15 protein-coding genes and 1 rRNA gene are annotated in these 20,579 nt (G+C 75.2%); 14 read left to right on the top strand and 2 right to left on the bottom strand.

The genetic code is table 11. The features are described 5' to 3' along the window. Positions 1-142 precede the first annotated feature (142 nt). The 14 genes from rrf (at position 143) to ACWGKI_RS01870 (ending at position 18,730) form a co-directional block, all read left to right on the top strand. Positions 143-259: ribosomal RNA gene (gene rrf, locus ACWGKI_RS01935) — 5S ribosomal RNA — on the top strand. 1,577 nt (positions 260-1,836) lie between these two features. After that, entirely contained in the window at positions 1,837-2,823 is a 987-nt protein-coding gene (locus ACWGKI_RS01930; protein WP_452184235.1) for a hypothetical protein, read from the top strand. Further along, on the top strand, positions 2,820-3,833 hold the full coding sequence (locus ACWGKI_RS01925; protein ID WP_452184233.1) for an HAD-IIA family hydrolase: 1,014 nt from the start codon (positions 2,820-2,822) through the stop codon (positions 3,831-3,833). The genes ACWGKI_RS01930 and ACWGKI_RS01925 overlap by 4 nt, the downstream gene beginning before the upstream one ends. A gap of 259 nt (positions 3,834-4,092) precedes the next feature. Then, the gene (locus ACWGKI_RS01920) at positions 4,093-4,383 is read left to right on the top strand and encodes a hypothetical protein (RefSeq protein ID WP_452184231.1); all 291 of its coding nucleotides are present in this window, start codon (positions 4,093-4,095) and stop codon (positions 4,381-4,383) included. Further along, on the top strand, positions 4,383-5,285 hold the full coding sequence (locus ACWGKI_RS01915) for a TlyA family RNA methyltransferase (protein ID WP_452184229.1): 903 nt from the start codon (positions 4,383-4,385) through the stop codon (positions 5,283-5,285). The genes ACWGKI_RS01920 and ACWGKI_RS01915 overlap by 1 nt, the downstream gene beginning before the upstream one ends. After that, positions 5,282-6,265 carry an NAD kinase gene (locus ACWGKI_RS01910; protein ID WP_452184227.1) on the top strand — a complete coding sequence of 328 codons (984 nt, stop codon included), beginning with the start codon at positions 5,282-5,284 and terminating at the stop codon, positions 6,263-6,265. The genes ACWGKI_RS01915 and ACWGKI_RS01910 overlap by 4 nt, the downstream gene beginning before the upstream one ends. Before the next feature lies 1 nt (position 6,266). Beyond that, positions 6,267-8,027: a DNA repair protein RecN gene (recN, locus tag ACWGKI_RS01905; RefSeq protein WP_452184225.1), complete on the top strand. Its 1,761-nt coding sequence runs from the start codon at positions 6,267-6,269 to the stop codon at positions 8,025-8,027. 6 nt (positions 8,028-8,033) lie between these two features. Next, positions 8,034-9,227, top strand: a complete 1,194-nt coding sequence (gene steA / locus ACWGKI_RS01900; RefSeq protein ID WP_380240877.1) for a putative cytokinetic ring protein SteA — start codon at positions 8,034-8,036, stop codon at positions 9,225-9,227. 72 nt (positions 9,228-9,299) lie between these two features. Beyond that, positions 9,300-10,295 carry a copper transporter gene (locus tag ACWGKI_RS01895; RefSeq protein WP_380240879.1) on the top strand — a complete coding sequence of 332 codons (996 nt, stop codon included), beginning with the start codon at positions 9,300-9,302 and terminating at the stop codon, positions 10,293-10,295. Next, entirely contained in the window at positions 10,295-11,170 is an 876-nt protein-coding gene (locus tag ACWGKI_RS01890) for a hypothetical protein (protein ID WP_452184222.1), read from the top strand. Before ACWGKI_RS01895 ends, ACWGKI_RS01890 begins: the two co-directional genes overlap by 1 nt. A gap of 2 nt (positions 11,171-11,172) precedes the next feature. Beyond that, the gene (gene murJ, locus ACWGKI_RS01885) at positions 11,173-12,819 is read left to right on the top strand and encodes a murein biosynthesis integral membrane protein MurJ (RefSeq protein WP_452184220.1); all 1,647 of its coding nucleotides are present in this window, start codon (positions 11,173-11,175) and stop codon (positions 12,817-12,819) included. A 145-nt stretch (positions 12,820-12,964) separates the two neighbouring features. Next, entirely contained in the window at positions 12,965-14,653 is a 1,689-nt protein-coding gene (locus ACWGKI_RS01880; protein WP_452184218.1) for a CTP synthase, read from the top strand. After that, positions 14,650-15,306, top strand: a complete 657-nt coding sequence (locus ACWGKI_RS01875) for an NUDIX domain-containing protein (RefSeq protein WP_452184216.1) — start codon at positions 14,650-14,652, stop codon at positions 15,304-15,306. The genes ACWGKI_RS01880 and ACWGKI_RS01875 overlap by 4 nt, the downstream gene beginning before the upstream one ends. Before the next feature lie 22 nt (positions 15,307-15,328). Continuing rightward, positions 15,329-18,730 carry an AfsR/SARP family transcriptional regulator gene (locus ACWGKI_RS01870; RefSeq protein ID WP_452184214.1) on the top strand — a complete coding sequence of 1,134 codons (3,402 nt, stop codon included), beginning with the start codon at positions 15,329-15,331 and terminating at the stop codon, positions 18,728-18,730. Here the strand turns inward: ACWGKI_RS01870 and ACWGKI_RS01865 are convergent. Both ACWGKI_RS01865 and ACWGKI_RS01860 read right to left on the bottom strand, forming a co-directional pair. Continuing rightward, positions 18,712-19,563, bottom strand: a complete 852-nt coding sequence (locus ACWGKI_RS01865; RefSeq protein WP_452184212.1) for an ABC transporter permease — start codon at positions 19,561-19,563, stop codon at positions 18,712-18,714. The genes ACWGKI_RS01870 and ACWGKI_RS01865 overlap by 19 nt on opposite strands. Then, positions 19,560-20,537, bottom strand: a complete 978-nt coding sequence (locus ACWGKI_RS01860) for an ATP-binding cassette domain-containing protein (protein WP_452184210.1) — start codon at positions 20,535-20,537, stop codon at positions 19,560-19,562. Before ACWGKI_RS01860 ends, ACWGKI_RS01865 begins: the two co-directional genes overlap by 4 nt. Positions 20,538-20,579: the final 42 nt, after the last annotated feature.

The following is a 20,579-nucleotide window of genomic DNA, read 5'->3' as shown; positions in this document are numbered from 1 at the left end:
GCCAACAACTTCACACACATACCAACACCGTTGGTCAATCATGCTACGCGTCCACTATGCGGTTCCCGAGAAACGGGCACCACCCCACCCACCCCGTACGCGGGGTAGGGGATGCGGGGTGACCCTGACAACTCGACACTGTTACGGCGGTCATAGCGTTGGGGAAACGCCCGGTCCCATTCCGAACCCGGAAGCTTAGCCCTTCAGCGCCGATGGTACTGCCCTCGAGAGGGGGTGGGAGAGTAGGACGCCGCCGGACACCCATTCACGAAAGGCCCACCCCCACGGGGTGGGCCTTTCGCATACCCCCACACCACCCCAGCCCCCACACCGAGAACCCCGGGCCGTCGCCCACCACAGGCACCGCACCTGGCACCCGGCTCGTCGTGCTCGCCGTGCGCGTGCCCTGCCGCCGTCTCGCCCCTCAGACCCGCATGCCGCCAGGTGCCGCATCCGCAGCCGCAGCCGCAGCCGCAGCTTCAGCGGTCGGGTGGGGGCCAGTGCCGGCAGCGGGGCCTGGAGGAGTCCGGTCCGTCAAGGGGGAGCGGGGCCGCTCGCCTGCCGGTCGGACAGACGTTCCCCTCTCCCTTTCGCGGTGAGGCGGGTCGCCGGTTCTGTCGTCGCCCTGACGCTGCACCCGGGGCGCTGGCCGGCCGGCCTGTGTGGAGGAAGGCGGTGCCCGCTGTCACACGCGTTTCGGGGCATCTCGGCGGTCCGAGTCGGGGGTGGCGTGGGAGAATACGGCTCGTGTCGGCGTCTGGAAGGAATACCGTGAACGATTCACCGCGGGACGAGAACAAGGGTGGTGCGGGCGGTCGCTCGTCGTCCTCGCGTGGCGCGAGCTCTCGCGGGGGAGCACGCGACGGTGGATGGGGTTCGCGCTCGTCCGACGGCGGACGAGGCGCGGGGCCCCGGGGCGGGAGCGGGTCCGGTGAGCGGTCGCGCGGCGAGAGCCGTGGTGCGTCCGGTCGCGGCACCCAGGGAAGTGCTGGGGGGCGTCCGCGTTCGGACGACCGCGAGCGGTGGTCCGGCTCCGACCGGCGTGACCGTGCGGACGACCGGCGGCGCGGCGAGGACGGCCGGGGCGGACCCCGGTCGTCGGCCCCCGCACGGTACGGCGACACGAGCCGCGGGGACCGTCCGGCCCGTGGCGCGGGGCAGGGCGCAGACCGTCGTGAGCGCCGCGAGGGCTGGTCGCGGGACGACCGTGGGTCGCGTCCGGCGCAGGGTGGACCGCGGGCTACCGACCCCCGCGCAGGTCGCGAGGGCGGGTTCCGGCCCCGCGGCGAGGGTCGGCCTGAGCGTGGGCGTGACGAGCGCGAGGACCGCGGTGGCCATGGTCGTTCGTACGGTGCGGACCGGCCAGAGCGCGGGCGCGAGGACCGCGGCGGCCGTGGTCGTTCGTTCGGTGCGGACCGGCCTGAGCGTGGGCGTGACGAGCGCGAGGACCGCGGTGGCCGTGGTCGTTCGTACGGTGCGGACCGGCCTGAGCGCGGGCGCGAGCAGCGCGACGACCGCGGGTACGGCCCCCAGAGCTCGCGAGGTGGCCGCGACGACAGGTCGCGCCAGAGCCGTGAGCACGCCGGTGCAGGACATGGCCACGCCGACCGGCGCGACCGGGACAGCAACCGGGACGGTCGTGACGGCAACCGCCAGGGTTACCGCGGCGAGGGCTCGCGTGGCCCGTCGACCGGTGGGCGACCCGCCGGGGCCGGCCAGGGACGACGTCCGGCAGGCCAGGGCCACGGCGGAGCGCCGCGGCAGGGAGGCCGTCCGGCGGCTGCGTCGGAGCGACGACCTCGCGTCGTCGAGCCCGAGATCGCCGAGGACGCGACGATGGGCCAGCTCGGGCGTGAGGTCCGCGGACGGCTGCGTGGCCTCACCAAGGAGAACGCCGAGCGCATCGGGCTGCACCTGGTGATGGCGGGGCGGCTCCTCGACGTCGACCCCGAGCGGGCGTACGAGCACACCCAGGCCGCGGTCCGCCGCGGAGGGCGCGTGGACGTGGTGCGCGAGGCCGCCGGCATCGCCGCCTACCGCACGGGACGATTCGCCGAGGCGCTGCGGGAGCTGCGGACGGTGCGGCGGCTCAACGGCTCGTCCGAGCACCTGCCGCTGATGGCGGACGCCGAGCGTGGTCTCGGCCGTCCGGAGCGTGCCCTGGCCCTCGCGGCGAGCGAGGAAGCGCGCACGTTGGACGCCGAGGGCAGGACCGAGCTCGCGATCGTGGCGAGCGGTGCCCGCAGCGACCTCGGGGAGCACGATGCTGCGCTGGCCGTGCTCGACCGGATCCCCGCCGCGGAGCGGAAGGGAGACCTGGGGCTGCGGGTGCTCCAGGCTCGTGCTGCCGCGCTCGAGGCGGCCGGGCGATCCGACGAGGCGGCGTCGCTCCTCGCGGGCGTGGACCCCGCGGCGCTGGAGCGCGCCTCCGGTGTGGTGGACGACGAGGACGACGTCGTGGTCTACGACACCTACGACGAAGATGCTTTCGAGGAAGACCCCGAGGACGTCGTCGACGGGGCCCCGGACGAGCACGACGCGGATGGTCAGGACGCAGCGGGTGTCGCGGACGTGGCCGACGTAGCCGACGACGACGCTGACGACGCTGACGACGCTGACGACGCTGACGACGCTGACGACGCTGACGACGCTGACGACGCTGACGACGCTGACGACGCTGACGAGGCCGGCGGTGCTGAGCCCCAGGCCCAGTCGGACGACGTCGAAGACGCTGGGGACGTGGCTGACGCCGAGATCGCGGCGGGGCTCACCGACGCCGAGGCTGAGGACCGGTCGGGCGACGCTCCCGAGGGGAAGGGATGACGGCGACGCTCGCCGGCTGCGACGTCCCGCTCGCGACGGCGCACGACCTCGCCCTCGTCGACCTGGACGGCGTGGCCTACAGGGGGCACCTCCCGATCCCGCACGCGGCGGAGAGCCTGACCGCCGCTCGGGAGGGCGGCCTGCGGCTCGTGTTCGTCACGAACAACGCGTCGCGCGAGCCCGAGGAGGTGGCGGACCAGCTCACCGGGCTGGACATCCCCACGGCCGCCCACGAGGTCATGACCGCGGCGCAGGCCTGTGCCGCCCTGCTGCGCACGCGGCTCGCGCCGGGCGCTCGCGTCCTCGTCGTGGGCGGGGCCGGGCTGCGGACGGCCGTCGAGCGGGCAGGGCTGACGATCGTCGACTCGGCGGACGACGGACCGGACGCCGTGGCCCAGGGCTACGCTCCGGGCCTGGCGTGGGAGGACCTTGCCGAGGCGGCGTACGCCGTCGCCGGCGGGGCCTGGCACGTGGCGAGCAACCTGGACCTCTCGCTGCCGACCGCCCGCGGGTTCGCACCCGGCAACGGCGCCCTCGTGGGGGCCGTCGTGGCGGCGACAGGCGTGCAGCCCGAAAGCGCCGGGAAGCCGTCGCCGACGATGTACCGCCTCGCCGTGGAGCGGGCGGGTGCGGAGCGGCCCCTGGTGATCGGCGACCGGCTCGACACGGACCTCGCAGGCGCTCGTTCGGGCGGGTTGCCGGGCCTACACGTCCTGACCGGCGTCTCGTCGGCGCGGGACGCGGTGCTGGCCGATGCCGGGTTGCGGCCCGACTTCCTCGGCGGCGACCTGCGGGCGCTGCTGGAGCCGCACCCGGCGCCGCAGCGAGGCGCAGACGGCTGGTGGACCTGCGGCGACCGGGCGGCGCGTGCCGTGGACGGGCGTCTCGAGCTCGACCGGCGGGGCCCGCACGGCATCGACGTGATCCGGTCCGCCTGCGCCGCCGCCTGGGAGGCGGCGGACAGGGACGACCACGTGGACGCCACCACGGTGCCCGAGCTCGAGGCCTGACACCCGACGATCGACGCCGGGCGACCGACAGGAGGCCGGCGTTCGGCTGCGGTGCGGCGAGGTGATCCTCGAGGCCGCGACCGACCTGGTCGGAGGCTGTGCGTCCTGGCACAGGACGTCGGCGCCAGCAGGTAGCGTGGACCCGGACCTCGGACCGTGACGTCGCCCGCGAGCGATCGACCGCGCTCGGACCGGCGGTCCCCACGGCCCCGGCAGGCGCCGGCGACGAGACCACGACCCGCGACCGCAGGGAGGGACGATGACGCAGGATCCGGCGACGCCTGGAGGCGCTGTCCCCGATCCCACGCGCGACGCGGCGACGCACGACGACCGTGGACGCCCGGCGGCGAACGAGCAGCAGCACGACGATCCGCAGCCGGCCGGCGTACCGGGTGCGCTCGCGGAGCTGGAGGGCCTCGACGACATCCCGGTGGGCGAGCACGTCGAGCGGTTCGCGCGCGTCCACGACGTCCTGCGCGCCCGCCTCGACGGCGAGCCGGAACCGGGGGAACGGGGCGACGCCGGCCCCGGCACGGGACCGGCTCGGTGATGCCGGGGTCTCGTACGGACGCTCGCACCGACGTCGAGCTCGTCCGCCGCGGACTGGCCCGGTCGCGCCGCCAGGCCGCCGAGCTCATCAGCGCGGGCAGGGTCCGGCTCGACGGCCGGGTGGTCGCCAAAGCTTCCACGCCGGTCCCCGCGGGGACGCCGGTGACCGTGACGGCCGACCCTGCCGACCCCGGTTACGCGTCGCGCGCCGGCGGGAAGCTGGCGGGTGCCCTCGACGCGCTCGCGGCCGACCCGAGCGGTCGTCAGCTGCTGGGCGCGGTCGACGGCGGGTGGTGCCTCGACGTCGGGGCATCGACCGGAGGCTTCACGGACGTGCTCCTGCGCAGGGGTGCGCGCCACGTGGTGGCGCTCGACGTCGGGCACGACCAGCTGGTCCCGGCGCTGCGCGCCGACCCGCGGGTGACCGTCGTGGAGGGGTTCAACCTGCGCGACCTCACGCCGACCGACCTGGAACGCGCACCCGACGTGGTCGTGGGCGACCTCTCCTTCATCTCCCTCACCCTGGTGCTCGGTCCGCTCGCCGCGGTGCTCGGGCCCTCCGCGCACGCGCTGCTGCTGGTCAAGCCCCAGTTCGAGGTGGGGCGCGACCGACTGGGCAGCGGTGGGGTGGTCCGAGACACCGGCCTGCACGTCGACGCCGTCGGTGCCGTGGTCCGGGCCGCGGCGCAGCACGGGCTCGCGGCGCAGGCCGTCGTCCCGAGCCCGCTTCCCGGCCCGAGCGGCAACCGCGAGTACTTCTGCTGGTTCCGTCCGGCTACGGGGGGCGGCCCGGACCCCGCCGCAGCGACTGCGGCCGCGGCGGCCGCCGTCGCCTGGCAGCCCGCCGCCACCGACGCACCCCCATCCGTCCCGCCCGTCCTGCTGATCGGAGGAGCCCTGTGAGCCGCCGAGTCCTCATCGTCACCCACGGCGGCCGCCCGGAGGCCGTGGCCGCGCTCTCGGAAGCGGTGCGTGAGCTCACCGAGGCGGGCTTCGAGGTCGCCCTGCACGACGACGACCTCGCCGAGTCCTTCGGCGACCACATGGCGGCGGCCCGCGCCCGCGAGGGCGTCACGGAGTCCGAGGCCGTCATGGTGCTCGGCGGGGACGGGACGATCCTGCGCGCCGCCGAGCTGACGCACGGCACAGGGGTCCCGCTGCTCGGGGTGAACCTGGGGCACGTCGGCTTCCTGGCCGAGAGCGAGCGCGACGACCTGCGGCACGCCGTGCGGCGGCTCGCCGCGCGCGACTACGAGGTCGAGGAGCGCGCTGTCGTCGACGTCGCCGTCCACCTGCCGGGCGAGGCCACGCCCCGCACCGGCTGGGCGCTCAACGAGGCCACGGTGGAGAAGGCGCGGCGCGAGCGCATGGTCGAGGTGGGGATCGCGGTCGACGGACGTCCGCTGTCCTCCTTCGGGTGCGACGGCGTCGTGATGTCGACGGCGACCGGCTCGACGGCGCACGCGTTCTCGGCCGGCGGCCCGGTGATGTGGCCGGAGGTGGACGGCGTGCTCCTGGTGCCGCTGTCCGCGCACGCGCTGTTCGCCCGCCCGCTCGTCATCGGCCCGCGGTCCACGTACACGGTGAAGGTGCTCGAGCGCAGCCCCGTGCCCGCCGTGCTGACCTGCGACGGCCGCCGGCGCATCGACCTGCCGGTGGGGTCCTGGGTCGAGGTGCGCCGGGGTGCGCTGCCGCTGCGCTTCGCGCGCCTCTCACCCTCGCCGTTCACCGACCGGCTGGTCTCGAAGTTCTCGCTGCCGGTGGTCGGCTGGCGCGAGCTGGCCGCGAACCGGCCCGACCACCGGGCACCGGTGGAGCCGGAGGGCGCGCCCCGTGCCGCGGGCGACGCCGAGCAGGACGCCGAGCAGGACAAGGAGGCCTGAGGTGCTCGAGGAGATCGCGATCGAGAACCTGGGCGTGATCCGCGCAGCCCGGGTGCCGCTGGTGGACGGTCTGACCGTCATCACGGGCGAGACGGGCGCTGGGAAGACCATGGTGCTCACGGGCCTGGGCCTGCTGATGGGGGGCAAGGCGGACGCCGCCGCCGTGCGGCCCGGCGCCGACGGGGCCGTCGTGGAGGGACGCCTGCGCGTGGCGGCCCACCCCGCCGTCGCCGCACGCGTCGACGAGGCCGGCGGGGAGGTCGACGACGACGGCACGGTCGTCGTGCTGCGGACCGTCGCCGCGGCGGGCCGCTCGCGTGCGCACCTGGGCGGTCGCGGCGTGCCGCAGGCGGTGCTCGCCGAGATCGCGGACGAGCTCGTGACCGTGCACGGGCAGGCCGACCAGCTGCGGCTGCGCACGTCGGCGAAGCAGCGCGAGGCGCTCGACGCCTTCGCGGGCCCCGAGCACCAGGACCGCCTCGACGCGTACCGCGCGGCCTGGACGGAGCGTGCCGGGCTGCTCGCGGAGATCGCCGAGCTCACGGCGCGCGGCGCCGAGCGGGCCCGCGAGGCCGAGCTGCTGCGCCTGGGGCTGGCCGAGGTGGAACGGGTGGACCCGCGACCGGGCGAGGACGCCGAGCTCACGGCTCTCGTCGGGCGCCTCGGCAACGCCGAGCAGCTGCGGGTCGCCGCCCAGGAGGCGCACGACGCCGTGGCCGGGGACGACGTCGAGACGGCCGGCAGCGCGGTGGCCGCCGTCGAGCGGGCGCGGCGGGCGCTGGAGGCTGCGGCCGCGGACGACCCCGCGCTCGGTGCCCACGCGACCCGCCTGGCAGAGGCGGGATACCTGCTCGCGGACGTCGCCACCGACCTGTCGGCGTACGTGAACGACCTGCAGGCGGACCCGGCAGGCCTCGAGACCTCGCACGCCCGGCTCGCGGAGCTCACCACGCTGACCCGCAGCTACGGGGAGACGATTGACGACGTGCTGCGGTGGGCGAGCGACGCCGGGCTGCGCCTGCTCGACCTGGACGACGGCGGCGAGCGGCTGGCCTCGATGCGCGAGCGCACGGTCGAGCTCGACACCGAGCTCGCCGCCGCGGGGGAACAGCTGACCGCCGGTCGCAGGACCGCCGCGGAGGCGCTCGCGGGCGCCGTCACCGAAGAGCTCGCGGGGCTCGCGATGAAGGGCGCCCGGCTCGTGGTGGACGTGGCCCCCGCCGACGAGCCCGGCCCGTGGGGAGCGGACCAGGTGACCTTCCTGCTCGAGCCGCACCCGGGAGCACCCGCGCGCCCGCTGGGCAAGGGCGCCTCGGGCGGCGAGCTGTCGCGGGTCATGCTCGCGGTGGAGGTGGCGCTCGCCACGGCCCGCCTCGCGGCGGCGCCCAGGGGGCGGGCCACGGCACCCCTCCCGACGTTCGTCTTCGACGAGGTCGACGCGGGCGTCGGCGGGCGGGCGGCGGTCGAGGTCGGCCGGAGGCTCGCGACGCTCGCCCGCAGCACGCAGGTCGTGGTCGTGACGCACCTGGCCCAGGTCGCAGCGTTCGCGGACTCCCACCTCGTCGTCACGAAGTCGAGCGCCGACGGCGGCACCGACGGTGACGGTCGGCAGGACGGGGGAGTGACCGTGACGGGCGTGCGCGAGGTCACGGACGACGACCGCGTGCGCGAGCTGGCGCGGATGCTGTCAGGGCAGGAGGAGTCCGCGACCGCGCGCCAGCACGCCGTCGAGCTCCTGGAGTCCTCCACCGTGGGACGATAGGGGGCGATGAGAATGATCCTGCGCAAGTCCGAGCGCGCCCCTGACGCCGGCGACGGCAGCCCCGACGTGACCGGACCCGCCCGGGTCGGCACGCGGACGAAGGACCTGACGAAGCGGCTGCGCCCCGGCGACGTGGCCGTCATCGACCATGTCGACATCGACCGGGTCGCGGCCGACGCCCTCGTGGCCGTGAGCCCGGCCGCCGTGCTGAACGCCGCACGGTCGACGTCCGGGCGCTACCCGAACGCGGGGCCGGGGATCCTGCTCGAGGCCGGCATCGTGCTCGTCGACGACCTCGGACCGGCCGTCATGGCGCTGCCCGAGGGGGCGTCCGTCCTCGTCGACGGCGGCACCGTCCGCGTCGACGGCACGACCGTGGCGGACGGGGTCCGGCAGACACCGGAGACGGTGGAGGCCGACATGGCCGCGGCCCGCGAGGGTCTCTCGGACGAGATCGAGCACTTCGCCGAGAACACCATGACCTACCTGCGGCGCGAGCGGGACCTCCTGCTCGACGGCGTGGGGGTGCCGGACGTGCGCACGAGCTTCGACGGGCGGCACGTGCTGATCGTCGTCCGTGGCTACCACTACCGCGAGGACCTGGCGATGCTGCGGTCCTACATCGCGGAGAACCGGCCCGTGCTGGTCGGCGTCGACGGCGGCGCCGACGCGATCATCGACGCCGGCTGGAAGCCCGACATGATCGTCGGGGACATGGACTCGGTCTCGGACCGGGCGCTGTCGTCCGGCGCCGAGATCGTCGTGCACGCCTACCGCGACGGCAACGCCCCGGGGCTCGACCGTGTCGAGGCCCTCGGCGTCCAGCCCGTGGTCTTCCCCGCGACCGGCACGAGCGAGGACATCGCGATGCTGCTCGCCGACGACAAGGGCGCCGAGCTGATCGTCGCCGTCGGTACGCACGCCACGCTGGTGGAGTTCCTCGACAAGGGACGGGCGGGCATGGCCAGCACGTTCCTCACGCGGCTGCGGGTCGGTGGCAAGCTGGTGGACGCCAAGGGCGTGTCCCGGCTGTACCGGACCCGGATCTCGAACCTGCAGCTCACGCTGCTGTCGCTGGCGGGCGTCGCCGCCGTCGTCGCGGCCCTGTGGTCCACCTCCGCGGGCCAGACGTTCTTCGGCCTCGTGGGTGCCCGGGTCGACGACCTCGTCTCGTGGGTGGGTAGCCTCTTCGGCGGGTGACGCCGTTCCGCAGCCCCGCATCCCTGCCGCACCCCGCCCGTCCCGACCCCATCGAAGGAACCTCTGCCGACCGTGATCGACTTCAGGTACCACCTCGTCTCGCTGATCTCCGTCTTCCTCGCCCTCGCGGTGGGCATCATCCTCGGCGCCGGCCCGCTCCAGGGACCGCTGGGCGACCAGCTCACCGAGCAGGTCGACGCGCTGCGCACGGAGCGCAACACGCTGCGTGACGAGCTCGGCGACGCGCGGACCACGGCGGACGAGCAGCGGCAGTTCATCGACAGCGCGGGCGACCAGCTCGTCGCGGGCTCCCTCGAGGGCAAGAACGTGGCCGTCGTCGAGGTCGACGAGGTGAGCGACGCCAGCCGCAAGGCCGTGCTCGACGAGCTCGAGGCCGCCGACGCCACCGTGGTGGCGCAGGAGCGGCTCGCTGCGTCGTGGACCTCGGCGGACGAGCTGACCATGCGCGAGACGGTGGCCGACGGGCTGCGCGCGAAGCTGCCGGCCGACGCCGTCGACGGCGTGATCGACGAGGACTCGGGGCCGGCGCAGCTCCTGGCCGCGTCGCTCACGGTCGCCCTCACCGGCAGCGGGCCCGGCGTGGGGACCTTCTCGGACGCGGCGCTGGAGCAGCAGCACCTCCTCCAGCAGGTGGGGCTCGTGGAGCAGGTCGCGGAGCCGAGCGCCCCGGCCGACGCGATCCTGCTGCTGTCGGGCGGTGGCACGGGCACGGAGGACGGCGAGGAGACCACCGACGCCGACCCGGAGCAGACCGGCATGGGCGCTCTCGCGGCGCTCGCCGGCACGTCGGCCCAGGTGGCCGGCACCTCCGTGGTGGCCGGCCCGACGACGCAGGACGGCGACCTGGTCGCCACCGTCCGCGCCGACGACCAGCTGGCCGAGCTGGTGAGCACGGTCAGCGGCGTCGAGCAGACGACCGGGCAGATCGTCGTGCCGCTCGCGATCGCCGCGCAGGACGCCGGCACCGTCGACCAGTACGGCTTCGAGGACGGCGCGACCGTCCTGCCTCCGGTGGTCGAGAACGGCGAGACCCAGGGGAACGGCTGATGGGCCGGCTGACGGGATCCGGTCCCTGGGCGTCGCTGCGCGGCGCGGCGGCCGCGGCCGCAGGGACGGCGCTCGCGCGTCGTGCGCTCGAGACGGACCCGCCGGGCGGTGCCGCACGCTGGACACGCACCAACCACCGGGGCGAACCGGTGAGCATGCTCGAGGGCCCGTCGGTGGCCGCCGGGCTCGTCGCCGGCACCCTCGCCGCGGGAGGCGGGCGCGAGCGGCTCGGCACAGCCGTCGCGACGGCCGGGGCCGCAGCGTTCGGGCTCGTCGACGACCTCGCCGAGGACACCAGCACCCGCGTCAAGGGGTTGCGTGGCCACCTGGGCGCGCTCGCCGAGGGCCGCCTCACGACCGGAGGCCTCAAGGTGCTCGGCATCGGCGCGACCGCGCTGGCCGGAGCCGCCGTCGGCACCCGCCGGCGTGGCGGCCTGGCCGGACATCTCGTGGACGTCGCCGTGAACGGGGCGCTGATCGCCGGGACCGCCAACCTCCTGAACCTTCTCGACCTGCGCCCCGGACGGGCGCTCAAGGCGTCGGCGGCTCTCAGCCTGCCCGTCGCCGCCGGTGCGACGGGCGCCACGACCGGTGTGGTGCTCGGGGCCGGCGCCGTCGCTGCCCCGGGCGACCTCGCCGAACGCGACATGCTCGGTGACGGGGGAGCGAACGCGCTCGGTGCGCTGGTCGGCGCGCAGTGGGCGTTCGGCGCCCCCCGCGCCGTGCGTCTCGCCGCGCTGGCGTCCGTCGTCGGGCTGACGCTCGCCTCCGAGCGGGTGAGCTTCTCCGCCGTGATCGAGCGCACCCCGTGGCTGCGTCGCGCGGACGGCTGGGGGCGTCGTCCGGCGGCCGCGCCGGGCCTCTCGGAGGAGTGACCGTGGCCTCGCGCGCGGGCGGGCTGCGGGCCGCGACCCAGACGCTCGCCGGCGCGGCGGCGATGATCACCGTCGTGACCGTGGCGAGCCGGCTGGTGGGGTTCGCCCGGTCGTTGGTGCAGTCGAACGCCGTGGGGACCGAGGGCGTCGGAGCCGCCTACCAGGCGGCCAACCTCCTGCCGAACGTGCTGTTCGAGGTGGCGGCCGGGGGCGCGCTCGCCGGTTCCGTCGTGCCCTTGCTCGCCGGCCCGATCGTCCGCCGTGCCCAGGGGGAGACGTCTCGGATCGCGTCGGCGCTCCTCGGCTGGACGCTCCTCGTCCTCGTCCCGCTGGGGGCGCTGCTCGCGATCCTCGCGCGCCCGATCGCGCTCCTGCTGTGGCGCGAGCACCCCGAGCTCGTGGACGTCACCGCGACGTTCGTGCGGGTGTTCGCGCTCCAGGTGCCGTTGTACGGGATCGCGGTGGTCCTGGGCGGCGTGCTCCAGGCGCACAAGCGGTTCTTCTGGCAGGCCTTCTCGCCGCTGCTGTCGAGCCTGGCGGTGATCGTCGTCTTCCTGGTGTTCAAGGGGCTCGCCGACGGGGACCAGGCGGACGTCGCGGCACTGTCGAGCGAGGCCATCGCCTGGCTGGGCTGGGGGACCACCGCGGGGGTGGCGGTCCTCGCGCTGCCGCTCGTCTCCCCGGTGCTGCGCACGGGCGTCCGGCTCCGTCCGACCCTGCGGTTCCCGGGAGGCGAGGGCAGGCGTGCGCGCAACCTGGCCTTCGCCGGCGTCGGGGCGCTCGTCGCCCAGCAGCTGTCCGTGCTCGCGATGCTGGGCGCGTCGTCGCGCTTCGGCCCCGAGTCGACGTTCGCGACCTACTGGTTCGCCCAGCAGGTCTACCTGCTGCCGTATGCCGTGCTCGCGTTCCCCCTCGCCACCAGCACGTTCCCGCGGCTGGCCGAGCACGTGGCCCACGGGCGCCAGGAGGCGTTCCGGCGGCTGCTCGCCATGACGACGCGCACGCTCCTGGTGGTCACGGGCGTCGGCGTGGCGGCGCTCGTGGGGGCGTCCGCGGCGGTCGAGGTCGTGTTCGCGGGGTTCGCGACCGGCTCGGTCGAGGGGCTGGGGGCAGCCGTCGCGTGGATGGCCCCGGGGATCGTCGGCTTCTCGCTGATCCTGCACCTCTCGCGGGCGCTCTACACGATCGACCGGCAGCGCGCCGCCGTGACGGTGACGGTGGCCGGGTGGGTCGTCGTGGCGGGCGCCGCGTTCGCGCTCCCGGCGGCGACCGGCGTGCGCGACCAGGCGGGCGTGCTCGCCCAGCTCGGTCTGGCGACGTCGCTGGGCATGACCGTGGCCGGGATCGGGCTGCTCGCCGCGGTCGGCAGGTACGCCGGGCGCGACGCGTTGCGGGGCGTCCCGCGCACCCTGGCGGTGCTGGTCGTGGCGACCGCGCTCGGCGCGTGGCTCGGGTCGCTGGTCTCCGGCGCGCTGCTCCCGGAGGGGGCCGCGATCCTCCCGGCGCTCGGCGTCGGGATCCTCGCGGCGCTGGCGGCCGGGGCGGTGGTCGTGGGCGGCTTCCTGGTGACGGACCGGTCCGCGGTGACGGGGATCGTGCGCCGCCGTGCGACGCCGTCGGACGACCCGGTCGACCACACCACGGAGTGAGCGCCCCGGTCGACTCGTGGTGTGACCGGCCGGTGTGATCGGGCGGCGTGACCGGGCGGGGTGACCGTGCCGCACGAGCCGGAGTGACCAGACGCACCGCGCGGCCCGCGTGCCGCCGTCCGACCCGCTGTTAGGATGGAGTTCCGTGGCCGACACCGCGAACCGACACCAGCCCCGCTCCTCCAGCCGTACGGGTGCCACGCACCAGACGCGGCACATCTTCGTGACGGGCGGTGTGGCTTCCTCGCTCGGCAAGGGACTCACCGCTTCCTCGCTGGGGCGCCTGCTGCGCTCGCGAGGCCTCCGGGTCACCATGCAGAAGCTCGACCCCTACCTCAACGTGGACCCGGGCACGATGAACCCGTTCCAGCACGGCGAGGTCTTCGTGACCGAGGACGGTGCCGAGACCGACCTCGACATCGGCCACTACGAGCGGTTCCTCGACGTCGAGCTGCCCGCGTCCTCGAACGTCACGACCGGCCAGGTCTACTCCCGCGTGATCGCGAAGGAGCGCCGCGGCGAGTACCTCGGCGACACCGTGCAGGTCATCCCGCACATCACCGACGAGATCAAGTCGCGCATGCGCGACCAGGCGGGCCCCGACGTCGACGTGATCATCACGGAGATCGGCGGCACCGTCGGCGACATCGAGTCCCAGCCGTTCCTCGAGGCCGCCCGCCAGGTGCGCCACGAGCTGGGCCGCGACGACTGCTTCTTCCTGCACGTCTCGCTGGTGCCGTACATCGGCCCCTCCGGCGAGCTCAAGACCAAGCCCACGCAGCACTCGGTGGCCGCGCTGCGCTCCATCGGCATCCAGCCCGACGCGATCGTGCTGCGCTCCGACCGGATCGTGCCGGAGCCGATCAAGCGCAAGATCGCGCTCATGTGCGACGTCGACAACGAGGCCGTCGTGAACGCCGCGGACGCGCCGAGCATCTACGACATCCCGCGCGTCCTGCACGCCGAGGGCCTCGACGCCTACGTGGTGCGCCGCCTCGACCTCCCGTTCCACGACGTGGAGTGGGACGGCTGGAACCGCCTGCTGGAGCGCGTGCACGAGCCGGAGCACAACGTCGAGATCGCCCTCGTCGGCAAGTACATCGACCTGCCCGACGCGTACCTGTCGGTGATCGAGGCGCTGCGGGCCGGCGGCTTCGACAGCGACACCAAGGTGGCGATCCGGTGGGTCGCGGCCGACGACTGCCGCACCCCCGAGGGCGCGCAGGACTCCCTGGGCGGCGTCGACGGCGTGCTCGTGCCCGGCGGGTTCGGCGTGCGCGGCATCGACGGCAAGGTCGGCGCCCTGCGCTGGGCCCGCGAGAACCTGGTGCCGACGCTCGGCATCTGCCTCGGCCTGCAGTCGATGGTCATCGAGTACGCACGCAACGTGCTCGGCCTGGAGGACGCGTCGTCCACCGAGTTCGACCCGGACAGCACGCACCCGGTGATCGCCACGATGGCGGAGCAGCTCGCGATCGTGGGCGGCGACGGCGACCTGGGCGGCACCATGCGGCTCGGCGCGTACGACGCGCACCTGGGCGCCGGCTCGGTCGTCGCGAAGGCGTACGGCAGCGAGCGCGTCTCCGAGCGTCACCGCCACCGGTACGAGGTCAACAACTCCTACCGGACGCAGCTCGAGGAGGCCGGCCTGGTGTTCTCCGGCACGTCGCCCGACGCGAAGCTCGTCGAGTTCGTCGAGCTGTCCGCCGACGTGCACCCGTACTACGTGAGCACGCAGGCGCACCCGGAGTTCAAGTCCCGCCCCACGCGCTCGCACCCGCTGTTCAAGGGCCTGGTGGCGGCCGCTCTCGAGCGCCAGGGCAACCAGGCGTGACCGGCGCCCCCGGCACCTCGGGCGACGCCGCGCTCCTCGCGGACGAGATCGCACCCCGCCCCGTCCTGCGGCACGACGTGCTGCAGCGCGGGCGGATCATCGCCCTCGTGCAGGACGAGGTCGACCTCGGGGACGCCGGGGTGGTCACCCGCGAGTACGTGGAGCACCCCGGCGCCGTCGCGATCGTGGCGCTGGACGACCAGGACCGGATCCTGCTGGAACGGCAGTACCGGCACCCCGTCCGGTCGTACATGTGGGAGGTGCCCGCCGGGCTCCTGGACGTCGACGGCGAGCCCGCCGTCGACGCGGCCGCGCGCGAGCTCGCCGAGGAGGCGGACGTGACGGCCGAGCGGTGGGCCGTGCTCGCCGACTACGCCACGACCCCGGGCAGCAGCGACGAGGCGGTGCGGATCTTCCTCGCCCGCGGCATCGCGTCGGTGGCCGAGGCCGACCGGCACGAACGCACCGGCGAGGAGGCGGGCATGGAGCTGCGCTGGGTGCCGCTCGACGAGGCCGTCGCGCGGGTCCTGGACGGCAGCCTGCACAACCCGTCCACCGTGGTCGGGATCCTCGCGGCGGCGACCAGCCGCGCGGGAGGGTGGGCGTCGCTGCGCCCGACCGACGCGCCCTGGCCCGCCCGGCCGGGCGCCTGAGCGGCCGGTAGGCTCCACAGGCGTGCGTGACGCCTCCGTCCCCGAGCCCGGTGCCACAGCCCTGCCGGTGACGACGGGCGCGCCCGCGGTGCGGGTGCTGGGCCAGGTCCGGGTCGCCGGGCCGGGTGGCGAGGACCGCGCGCCCCGCGGGGCGCGCGCGTCCGCGCTGGTCGTGCTGCTCGCCCTCGCGGGGCCTCGCGGGATGTCGTCGGCGGCCCTGGTCGACCAGCTGTGGCAGGAGTCCCTGCCCGCCGACCCGCGCGCTGCCCTGCAGAACCTCGTCTCCCGGCTGCGGGCCGTCGCCGGCCGCGCCGTCGTGCGCGCGACCGAGACGGGGTACGCCCTCGGCGTCCCCTCCGACCTGGACCAGGTGCGCGAGGACCTCGCCGCGGCCCGGCGCGAGCTCGTCGCCGGGGACCCGCAGGGCGCCGCGAGCACGGCGGAACGTGCCCTGGCGCTGTGGACGGGCACGCCTGGCGCCGACCTGGAGGGCGGGGAGTTCGGGGCGGTCGCCGCCGAGCTCGCGACGTCTTCCCGGCGCTGGCGCGACGCGCTGCGCGTCGTGCGCCGTGACGCGGCCGAGGCCGCGGGGGAGCACGCCGTCGTCGCGGACCTCGCGGGCGGGGACGTCGCGGTCGACCCCACGGACGAGGACGCTGCCCGTGCCCTCATGGGCGCGCTCGGCGGGCTGGGCCGCCCGGCGGAGGCGTTGCGCGTGTTCACCCGCCTGCGGTCGGTCCTGGTGCGCGAGCTCGGCAGCGAGCCCGGGCCCGAGACCGTCGCCCTGTACGAGACCCTCGCCGAGGAGGTCGGTCGACGGGGCAGCGAGGAGCCGCCCGCCGCTGCCTCCCCGCCGGCCCCGGCGTCCCGCCCCGGCGGGTCGACGGCGGTCGCCCCGACGGCGCGTGGCCTGCGCACGTACCCGACACCGCTCGTCGGTCGGGAGCAGGACGTCGTGGCCGTCCTGGACGCCCTGGCCGGCTCTCGCCTCGTCACCGTCCTCGGCCCCGGGGGCCTGGGCAAGACACGGCTCGCGCAGGAGGTGGCGCGACGGTCGCTGGCGCGGACCCCGGTCGTCGTGGTGGTCGAGCTCGTGGGCGTGCGGACCGACGGCGACGTCGTCCTGGCGCTCGCGGACGCCCTGGGCGTGTCGCCGGGTGCGGCGACCGTCCGCCTCGCCGACCGCCTCCAGGCCGGCGACCTGACCACCCAGGTGACCGCCCGCCTGCGCGACGCCGACGCGCTCGTCGTCCTGGACAACTGCGAGCACGTCGTCGAGGGTGCCGCACGCTGGGCCGCCACCCTGCTGGACGTGTCACCGGGGCTGCGCGTGCTCGCCACCAGCCGGACCCCCCTGCTGCTCGAGCAGGAGGTCACCTACGCCCCGGCGCCGCTCACCTCCGACCCGGACGGCACGGGCGACGGACCCGCCGTCCGCCTCTTCGTCGAGCGGGCGCGTGCCGTGCGCCCTGACGCGCTGCTCGACCGCGCGGCGGTGGCCCACCTGTGCGAGCGGCTCGACGGCCTGCCCCTGGCGATCGAGCTGGCGGCGGCACGGGTGCGCACCCTGAGCGTCGCGGAGGTGGACGCCCGGCTCGACGAGCGGTTCGCCCTGCTGCGCGTGCGCGACCGCTCCGTGCCCGACCGGCACCGCACGCTCGAAGCGGTGCTCGACTGGAGCTGGAACCTGCTGACAGCCGGCCAGCAGGCTCTGTGGCGGCGGGCCGCGGTGCTCCCCGACGGGTTCTCCGCCGAGGCGGCGCGGGCGCTCGTGCCCGACGCGCCCGGGTGGCAGGTCGACGACGACGTCGACGCCCTCGTGCTGCAGTCCCTGGTGCGGGTGGAGGAGGCCGACGGGGCGAGCCGGTACCGCATGGTCGAGACCGTGCGGGAGTTCGGTCTGCTGCGCCTGTCCGCCGCCCGGGAGGAGCAGGCGGCGGAGGAGGCCGTGTTCGCCTGGGCGACGACCGTCGCGCGGCGTTGCGCCGCCCGCGTCCTGTCCCCGGACCAGCGCGCGGCCGTGGCCGAGCTCGGGCGCGAGCAGGAGAACCTCCTGGGCGCCGTCCGCCGGGCGATCGACCGCGGTCGGCCGGACGTCGCGGTGCACGGGTTCGTCGCGCTGCTCGGTGCCTGGGCGTCCCGAGGTGCCGAGGAGCGGGTCGTCGCCCTCGCCCCCGTGGTGCTGGACGCGCTTCGGGGCTGGGACGTGCCGGAGGAGCATGCCGACGCGACCGCCATCGCGCTCGAGGTGATCGCCGGCGCGTCCGTCTTCGGGGAGCCTGGCCAGGCCGCGCGAGCGCTCGGCCGGCTGCGGCGGCTGCTGCGCACCCGGCACTCGGTCGGGTCACGCACGCGTGACCTGGCCCAGGTGGTCCTGGCGCGCTCTCCGGAGGACCTTGCCGCCGTGCTCACGCGCCTGCAGGCCTCCGACGACGGGTACACCTCCCTCATCGCGCTGATGTTCGAGGCGCAGCAGCGCGAGAACGACGGCGAGATCGCCCGCGCGGTGGGGCTCGCCTCGCGGTCCTACGAGGTGGCCTCGGCGCTCGAGGACGGTGCCGCCGTCGCGATGACCGCGATCGTGGTGGCGTCCTTCCACGCTGAGCGAGGGGAGGCCGTCGACGCCGCGCGGTGGGCCGCCGTCGCGCGGGAGGGCCTCACCTCGATCGGTGCCGGCGAGATGGAGCGGCAGGTGCGGTGGGTCGAGCTCACCTCCGCCCTGTGCCTGGGCGACATCGCGACCGCCGACGCGGCGGTGGCGGAGATGGTGGCGGCGCTCGACGACCCGAGGGCCTCCCGGGAGGCGGAGTCCGTCGCCGTGCTGGAGCTCGGTCGCGGGGAGATCGCGTGGCTGCGGGGGGACCGGACGTCGGCCCTCGAGCACCTGTCGCGGGCGGTCGGCTCCTTCGGCCCCGGGCGTCCGCGGGCGGACGGCGCACCGTGGTTTCTCATGACGGCGTCGGCCACGCTGGTCCGGCAGGTCCAGGCGCTCGGCTCCGGCGACGACGAGCTGGCACGCCGCGTCGTCGAGGCCGGCCGCGGCTTTCGCGGCGCGGGGCGCGGCTTCGTCGACCGCCCGGTGCTGGCGACGTCAGCGGTAGGCATCGCGTACGGAGCCTGCGTGCGCGGCCTGCAGGGCGGTGCCGACGCGGACGGGCGGCGTGCCGCCGACGGAGCCGAGCTGCTCGCGCTCGCGGGGCGGCTCGGCGCGCGGCAGGACCTGCCCTCCCTGCACCTGACCACGCTGCGGGACGCGGTCGTGACCGACCACGCCGGGCCCACGGTGGTGGCCCAGGCGGAGCATCGCGTCGCCGCGCTGCGTGACGACGAGCTGGTGGGACGGGCGGACGAGCTCCTGGGCCGCCTCACGGGAGAGACGGCCCAGGAGCTCGAGGGCGACGCGGGTCAGGCCTTCTTCATGTAGCTCCGCACCGCGAGCGGGGCGAAGACGGCGACGACCACGGCGCAGCTCAGGAGGGCGATGCCCACCTGGCCCGTGACGCTGCCCGTGCTGGCGAGGTCGCGCACGGCGCTCACCAGGTGCGACACCGGGTTGACGTTGACGAAGCCCTGCAGCCATCCGGGCATCGTGTCGACCGGGACCAGAGCGTTCGAGACCATGGTCAGCGGGAACAGCACCAGGAACGAGATGCCCTGCACGGACGACGCCGAACGCGCGATGACGCCGAAGAAGGCGAAGATCCAGCTCAGCGACCAGGCGCACACGACGACCAGCAGCCCCGCGAGCAGCACGCCGCCGACGCCGCCGCCGGGGCGCCAGCCCATGACCAGGCCCATGGCGATCGTCAGCGTCGTGGCGATGAGGTAGCGGACGGTGTCGGCTAGAAGGGCGCCGGCGAGGGGTGCGATGCGGGCGATGGGCAGCGACCGGAACCGGTCGAACACGCCCTTGTCCATGTCCTCGCGCAGCTGGGTGCCGGTCACGGCGGACGTCGTGATGACGGTCTGCACGAGGACGCCGGGGATGATGATCGGCAGGTAGCTCGCCACGTCGCCGGAGACGGCGCCGCCGAAGATGAACGTGAACATCAGCGTGAAGATGATCGGCTGCACGGTGACGTCGATGAGCTGCTCGGGCGTGCGGCGGATCTTGATGAGGCCGCGCCGTGCCATGGCGAGCGAGTCGGACACGGCCTGCCCGAGGGTGACGCGGTTGCGCAGCGTGCGCTCGGTGCCGGGGACGATGCGTCCGCCGGACGCCGCAGGCGCCGTAGGGGCGGTGGTGAGCGTGGTCATGCGGAGATCTCCTCGGGCTCGGAGGCGGCGGCGTCAGCCGCGCCGTGGCCGGTCAGGGTCAGGAACACCTCGTCGAGGGTCGGCTTGTCCATCGACAGCGAGTCGAGCCCGACACCGGCGTCGCGCAGGCGGACCAGCAGGTCCGTCACGAGGCTCGGGTCGGCGACGGGCACGGTGAGGCGGCGAGCCTCGGGGGAGGGCGTGGCGGCGACGCCCAGGACGTCCCGCACGGCCTGGAGCGCGACGGGGGCGTCGTCCGGCCGCACCAGGGCGAGCTGCAGCGACTGCTCGCCGACGGAGGACTTGAGCTCGTCGCCGGTGCCCTCCGCGACGACCTGTCCCCGGTCGATGACCGCGATGCGGTCCGCGAGCTGGTCGGCCTCGTCGAGGTACTGGGTGGTGAGCAGGACGGTCGAGCCGGTCGCGACGAGGCGACGGATCGTCTCCCACATCTGCGCGCGGGTGCGCGGGTCGAGGCCCGTGGTGGGCTCGTCCAGGAACAGCAGCGGCGGCTGCGCGATGAGGCTGGCCGCGAGGTCGAGGCGCCGGCGCATGCCGCCCGAGAAGTTCTTCAGCGGGCGTGCGGCAGCGTCGGTGAGGCTGAACTCCTCGAGCAGGTCGCGGGTGCGCCGCGTCGCGGAGGCGCCCTTGAGTCCGTTGAGGCGGCAGAAGAGCAAGAGGTTCTCCGTGGCGCTGAGCGTCTCGTCGACCGACGCGTACTGCCCGGTCACGCCGATGAGCTGCCGCACGACGAACGGCTCGCGGGCCACGTCGTGCCCGAAGACGGACGCCCGCCCGGCGTCGGGGCGCAGCAGGGTCGCGAGCATGCGGATCGTGGTGGTCTTCCCGGCCCCGTTCGGGCCGAGGACCCCGTAGACCGTGCCGGTGTCGACCCGGAGGTCGACCCCGTCCACGGCGCGGTTGTCGCCGAAGGTCTTGACGAGGCCCTCGGCCTCGATCGCGGTGGTGGTCATGGGACCACCGTGCCGGGCGGCGCTCGCAGCGCCCTGTCACGG

The organism is Isoptericola sp. NPDC055881 (assembly GCF_053615895.1).
The sequence above is the reverse complement of the archived record's forward strand: the minus strand, read 5'-3'. Positions and strand labels throughout refer to the sequence as shown.